The sequence below is a fragment of the Kitasatospora sp. NPDC093558 genome (assembly GCF_040683475.1).
Lineage (GTDB): Bacteria > Actinomycetota > Actinomycetes > Streptomycetales > Streptomycetaceae > Kitasatospora.
In genome coordinates, this window is sequence record NZ_JBFBDY010000420.1 from 1 (window position 1) to 5,563 (window position 5,563).

Here is a 5,563-nt window from a genome sequence, read left to right on the forward strand (position 1 = left end):
GGCCTCGCCCCGTTCCGCGGCGCGGTCGCCGACCGCCGGCGCCGCATCGGCGAAGGCGCCGAACTCGCCCCGGCCCTGCTCTACTTTGGCTGCGACCGGCCCGACGCCGACTACCTCCACCGCGCCGAACTGGAAACCGCCGAACGCGCCGGCGCCGTCACCCTGCGCCCGGCCTTCAGCGAGGCCCCCGAACACGGCCGGCGCTTCGTCCAGGACCGCATCGCGGCGGAGGCCGACGAGGTGTGGCGACTCCTTGCCGACGGCGCCGAGGTCTACGTGTGCGGCGACGGCGCCCGCATGGCCCCCGGCGTCCGCGCCGCCTTCCGCACCCTCTACCTGACCTACACACCGGGCGGCGCCGACGAGGAGCAGGCGGAGGCCTGGCTGCAATCCCTGATCGAAGCCGGCCGCTACGTCCAGGACGTCTACGCAGCCCGGTGACCTGGTAGCGGTCGGGAGCAGGAAGTCGGCGTGGCCGACTTCCTGCTCCCGGGCCTGGTGTCTAGTAGCCCCGGACGAGGAGACCGACCCTGGTCTGGGGCCAGGTGGTGCGGACGTAGTGATCCTCGGCGGCGCGCCAACGCCGGATCCACTCCTCGGAGTTCTCGCCGCGTGCGCGTACGCGCTGGAGGCAGAGGTCCGGCGGCGTATCGACGTACGTGGTGAAGTGGTAGAAGGGGGCGAGCTCGGGACGGGCGGAGTAGACCCCTTCGACGATCACCACGGCCCCGGCGGCGGCCTCGCGCCAGGCCCCGAGCCGCCCGGTGGTCCAGTCGTGGACCCGGTAGCGGGCGGTCCGGCCCTCCCGTAGCGGGATCAGGACCTCGTCCCGCAGACGCTCCCAGTCGAAGTAGCGGTGGTACCCCTGCTCCGCGTCTAGTTGCTCCCGCTCGTGGTCGGGGAGAGGGCGGTAGAAATCGTCGACGCGGACGATGCCCACCGCGCCGCCGATCCGCGCGGCCACCGCGCCGGCCAGCGTCGACTTGCCCGATCCGCCGGTGCCGTCGATGGCGATGACCCGGGTGCTCCCGGGGGTTCGCGGCGCCGTCCGACGGAGGCCGTCGGCCACGTCGTTCGCCCGCTCGGCGAGGTCGGCGGCCTGGTGGAACGACAGTTCGGTGCTCGTCGTCCGCGCGGCACTGGAGAGCACGGCGTCTCGGGCCGGTCCGAGCGACCCGGGGCGGGGTCCGAGCAGCTCCCGCGTCACGAGGATCGCGTCCATGACCCCGGCCCCGAGCTCACGCAGCAGCCACTGGACGCGTTCCATGTCCGCGTCGTCCGCGTCGCCCCCGTCGTCGGCGAGCAGCGGCCGGCACTGCTCGACCAGGAAGGCAAGCCGGGCGCCTCGCTCCGGAGGCAGGCCCCGGACGTCGTCGGACACGGGAGCTCCTCGTGGCTGGCGGGCTGGCGGGCAGGTCGGTTGATCGCAAACTACCTTCCGAGGCCGTCGGTCGGCCACCGCTTTCCGGATGACCGGCGGGCACTGGCACCGCTGGACGACCGCCCGGCTGAGTCGCTGCTCCCTCACGTCCTCGGCGGTGCGTCCTGGTCGACGAACTGGGCCAGCAGGGTGTGTAGCTGCTGCTGCTGCTCGGGGGTGAAGACCTCCAGGAGGCCGGCCATCGCGGTGCGGAACAGGTCGCCCGCTTCCTCCAGCCGGCGCTCGCCCTCCTCGGTGATCAGGATCTCGTAGGCGCGCCGGTCGTTCGGGGTGCGCCGGCGGCGTAGCAGGCCGCGGTGTTCCAGGTCGTCGACGATGCGCACCAGGGTCGACTTGTCGATGCCGAGTGCTGCGCCGAGTTCGCGTTGATTGCGTGCCCCGCCGTCGCGGACGGCGGTGAGGACGCCCGCGTGCTGCAGTTCGATGCCGCTGGGCTTGGCGGCCTGGTTGGCCTTGGCCCGGGCGAGTTGGTGGGCGCGGTACATCAGCAGTCCGAGGGCGGCCGGATCGGAGGGTTGAGGTTCCATGGGGGTGATGCTAGCGTCCGAGACAGTCTCATCTGAGACGATCTCAACTTGGGGTTGAATCATGCGCGTTCTGATCATCGGAGCGGGCCTGGCCGGCCCGTGCCTCGCCCACGGGCTGCGCCGGCACGGTCACGAGGTGCGGCTCTTCGAGCGGGATTCCGCCATCGACGCCCGCTCGCAGGGCTACCGGATCCACATCGGCGGCGACGGGGACGCGGCGCTGCGCAGGTGGCTGCCCGCCGAGGCCTACGAACAGGCCGTCGCGACGGCGTGCGCGGCCACGGGCGGTGTCAGCATGGTCGGGCCAGACCTGCGGGACTTCGTCGAGATCCCGGTTCCGCCGGATGCGGCGGGCATCACCGTCGACCGGCTGACGCTGCGGCGGATCATGCTGCGGGACCTGGCGGACGCGGTCCGCTTCGGCGCCGGCTTCTCCCGCTACGAGGTGCTCGACGACGGCACCGTCCGCGTCTTCCTCACCGACGGCACCACCGCCGAGGGGGACCTGCTGGTGGCCACGGACGGCGTCAACTCCGCTGTCCGGCGCCAGCTGTTGCCCGACTACTCGGTGGTCGTGCAGGATAGTCGGCTGATCTACGGCCGCACACCGATGACGGACAGGGCAAGGGAGTTGACGCCACAGCAGGCCCTCGACGGCTTCCTGGGCGTCGTCGGTGCCGACGGCCGTGGCCTCGCCCTGGCCGCCCAGCGGTTCCGCCGCGACCCGGCGGACTTCGGGCTGCCCGCGGCCGAGGACTACGTGATGTGGGGCCTGACCGCGCCCGCCGACCGCTACGGTCCGGACCTCTACGACCTCGCCCCCGCCGAGCTGTTGGCGCTCGCCGAGCGGACCGTCGCCGACTGGGACCCCGCGCTGGGCGCACTGGTCGGGCTCGGCGACGTCCGGTACGTCGTGCCCGCCGCCATCCAGGCCGCCGAGCGCCCCGGTCCGTGGCCGACGGTGCCGGTGACGCTCGTCGGCGACGCCGCCCACCCGATGCCCCCGGCCGGGATCAGCGCGGGCGTCGCGATCCACGAGGCGGGGCTGCTCGCGTCCCGGCTCGTCCCCGGTGCGCCGCTGCTCGACGCCGTCCGCGCGTACGAGGCGGAGATGCTCGACTACGGCTTCGCGGCGGTCGCGGCGTCCACCCGGCGCCACACCGGCGACTTCTCGTAGCCGGGCGCCCCCGGCTACTCCCGCGGTCGGAAGGCCGGCCCCGCGGCTTCGACGTAGCCGAGGAACGCCGCCCCCGCGGAGGAGACGTGCAGGTCGACGACGACCTCCTCGCCCTCCCGGCGGCCGCGCTCCGAGATCTCCAGGCCGATCAGCGCCAGGTCGCCGGCCTGGCCCCGCAGTTCGTACTGCTCGCGGGTCTCCTCGTCGACGTCACCCGTCTCGTCCCGCTCCCAGGCGTCCACCGCGGCCTGGGCCACCGCCGCGGGCAGCCGTACGGTGACGCGGCCGACCTGGGCGTGGACGTGCTCCCCGATCGCCGCCAGCAGCTTCGAGTCTTCCCGGTACCGGACGTACTGCTCCTCATCCACCACGCGGCGAGGCTACCCGGACCGCCGCGCCCGGCTCGACCGCATTGTGTCGGGCCCTCAAGAGACCCGCAGGGTGAGCTCGGCCGTGTGGAGCCGGCCGGCGGTCTGGAACTGGAGGAAGACGCGCCAGTTGCCGGGCTCGGGGAGCATCGCCTGGAACGTCAGCGTCGGGCCGCCGTGGTCACTGGTGACGGCGTTCGCGGGGTGGAGGTGCGCGAGAGCCTGGTCGCCCTCGTGGAAGGCGCTGAGGTGGGCGTAGCTGTCCAGGTAGGGCTGGAGGTCGGTGACCGGGCGGCCGTCCTGGTCGATGGTGGCGGTCAACTGGTAGGCGCCGGACATGGGTTGGGCGCGCAGCGTGACGTTGTAGCCGTCCACCGTGGTGCGCTCGGCGGGCGCGGGCAGGGGGACGGGGGCGGCCTCGCCGGGGATGGTCAGGGTGCGGCTGAGGACGTGCTCCGGGCTGTGGGGGCCGGTGTTCGGGACGAAGTCGGCGTACAGCCGCCAGGTGCCCGGGTCGAGGGGCGCGAGGTCGGCGGTCCAGGTGCCGTCCGGGGCCTGGTCCGGGTGGAGGTGGCGGAAGCCGGTGAGGTCGCTGCGGATCGCGTAGAAGTGCAGCTTCTTAGTCTGGTGGACGGCGAGGTCGGTGACGGGTGCGCCGTCCGGCCCGGTGATCGTGAAGCGGACGGGCGACGCGGTGGTCTCCAGCGCGAGCCGGTACCCGCCCTCCTCCGACGCGAGGCCGCGGGCGGTCGGCGCGGGAGCCATCGCGGGCATCGCGGGCATCGCGGGCATCGCGGTCTGAACAGGCTGCAAGGACTGCACGGGCTGCCCAGGCTGCGGGCTCCGCGGGACGGACAGCGCCATGCCGAGCACGAGCAGCGTCGGCACGCAGGACGCGAGCAGCCAGCCTCGGGAGAACGGACGGGCGGCAGCGGTCATCGGCGGGTCCTTCGGGTCGGGGGTCTTTCGGGCTTCCTGAAGAGGAGACCTCCGGCCGGCGCCGGGATCACACAAATCGCGCGACGGGAACGCGTGGTCGGGAGGCCCGCCGGACCCTGGCATGATCGGAGACATGCACGAACGAGTGATCGCAGCCTGTGACGGAGCTGCCAAGGGGAACCCCGGCCCGGCGGGCTGGGCGTACGTCGTCGCGGACGCCGCCGGGGCGCCGCAGCGCTGGCAGTCCGGCGCGCTCGGGCACAGCACCAACAACATCGGCGAACTGACGGCCCTGCGCGAGCTGCTCGCCTCGACCGACCCCGCCGCCCCGCTGGAGGTGCGCCTCGACAGCACCTACACCCGGGACGCGGTCACCAAGTGGCTCGTCGGCTGGAAGCGCAACGGCTGGAAGACGGCCGCCGGCAAGCCAGTCGCCAACCGCGAGCTGATCCAGGAGATCGACGCCCTGCTGGAGGGCCGCGACGTCGCCTTCCAGTACGTCCCCGCCCACCAGGTCGACGGCGACCCGCTGAACGCCATCGCCGACAAGGCCGCGAGCGACGCCGCCCGCACGCAGCAGGGCGCCGGCGGCACGGCCGCCGACCTGCCCGTGCCGGACCCGGTCACGGCCTCCGCGCGCCCGGCGAAGGCGGCAAAGGCGGCGAACGCCTCGGCCAAGCCCGCGGCCAAGAAGACGGGCACCTCCCGCACCCTCGCCGCCCGCTACCCCGGCACCTGCCCCTGCGCCCGCCCGTACGCCAAGGGCGACAAGATCACCAAGGTCGGCAGCAGCTGGGGCCACCCGGAGTGCGCGGCGGCCCACGCCTGAGCTCGTCCGGCGACGGACTTCTTACCCGCCTCTGCCGTTTACCTTGCACACGGCAGACAGGGCACCGGCACGCTGGCGGCAGGCCACCCGGACCTCCGGGCCCCCGGACCTCCGGACCTCCGGATCCCGGGCCTCCGGACCCCCGGACCACCCCCGCCACCAGCGAAGATGACACCATGACAGACACCACCGCAGCCCGCCGCACCGTCCTCGTCGTCGAGGACGACCCGGGCGTGCGCAACACCCTCTACCGGGGCTCGGGCCGGCAGTCCGCGCCCGGGT

Annotated in this window: 6 protein-coding genes and 1 pseudogene; 3 read left to right on the forward strand and 4 right to left on the reverse strand. The window is 73.5% G+C overall.

Annotated features, from left to right (window positions below; all coding sequences use genetic code 11):
- Window positions 1-441: pseudogene (locus AB0O00_RS27970) on the forward strand (reductase); the annotation flags it as partial.
- 61 nt (window positions 442-502) lie between these two features.
- On the opposite strand, the gene AB0O00_RS27975 reads toward AB0O00_RS27970, so the two are convergent.
- Complete coding sequence (locus AB0O00_RS27975; protein WP_363656345.1) at window positions 503-1,381, reverse strand: AAA family ATPase; 879 nt, start codon at window positions 1,379-1,381, stop codon at window positions 503-505.
- A gap of 143 nt (window positions 1,382-1,524) precedes the next feature.
- Window positions 1,525-1,968, reverse strand: a complete 444-nt coding sequence (locus AB0O00_RS27980; protein ID WP_363656347.1) for a MarR family winged helix-turn-helix transcriptional regulator — start codon at window positions 1,966-1,968, stop codon at window positions 1,525-1,527.
- A 61-nt stretch (window positions 1,969-2,029) separates the two neighbouring features.
- On the opposite strand from AB0O00_RS27980, the gene AB0O00_RS27985 reads away from it, so the two are divergent.
- The gene (locus AB0O00_RS27985) at window positions 2,030-3,145 is read left to right on the forward strand and encodes an NAD(P)-binding protein (RefSeq protein WP_363656349.1); all 1,116 of its coding nucleotides are present in this window, start codon (window positions 2,030-2,032) and stop codon (window positions 3,143-3,145) included.
- 14 nt (window positions 3,146-3,159) lie between these two features.
- On the opposite strand, the gene AB0O00_RS27990 is transcribed toward AB0O00_RS27985, so the two are convergent.
- The gene (locus AB0O00_RS27990) at window positions 3,160-3,516 is read right to left on the reverse strand and encodes a hypothetical protein (protein WP_363656351.1); all 357 of its coding nucleotides are present in this window, start codon (window positions 3,514-3,516) and stop codon (window positions 3,160-3,162) included.
- Window positions 3,517-3,570: 54 nt separating this feature from the next.
- Window positions 3,571-4,452 carry a hypothetical protein gene (locus AB0O00_RS27995; protein WP_363656352.1) on the reverse strand — a complete coding sequence of 294 codons (882 nt, stop codon included), beginning with the start codon at window positions 4,450-4,452 and terminating at the stop codon, window positions 3,571-3,573.
- A gap of 133 nt (window positions 4,453-4,585) precedes the next feature.
- Between AB0O00_RS27995 and AB0O00_RS28000 the strand changes: the two genes are divergently transcribed.
- Window positions 4,586-5,281, forward strand: a complete 696-nt coding sequence (locus AB0O00_RS28000; protein ID WP_363656354.1) for a ribonuclease H — start codon at window positions 4,586-4,588, stop codon at window positions 5,279-5,281.
- The last annotated feature ends 282 nt before the right edge of the window (window positions 5,282-5,563 follow it).

Excerpts from the sequence above, each read along its gene's own strand:
- AB0O00_RS27980 (WP_363656347.1), bottom strand. The coding sequence starts at position 1,968 with ATGGAACCTCAACCCTCCGATCCGGCCGCCCTCGGACTGCTGATGTAC.
- AB0O00_RS27995 (WP_363656352.1), bottom strand. The coding sequence starts at position 4,452 with ATGACCGCTGCCGCCCGTCCGTTCTCCCGAGGCTGGCTGCTCGCGTCC.
- AB0O00_RS28000 (WP_363656354.1), top strand. The coding sequence starts at position 4,586 with ATGCACGAACGAGTGATCGCAGCCTGTGACGGAGCTGCCAAGGGGAAC.
- AB0O00_RS27985 (WP_363656349.1), top strand. The coding sequence starts at position 2,030 with ATGCGCGTTCTGATCATCGGAGCGGGCCTGGCCGGCCCGTGCCTCGCC.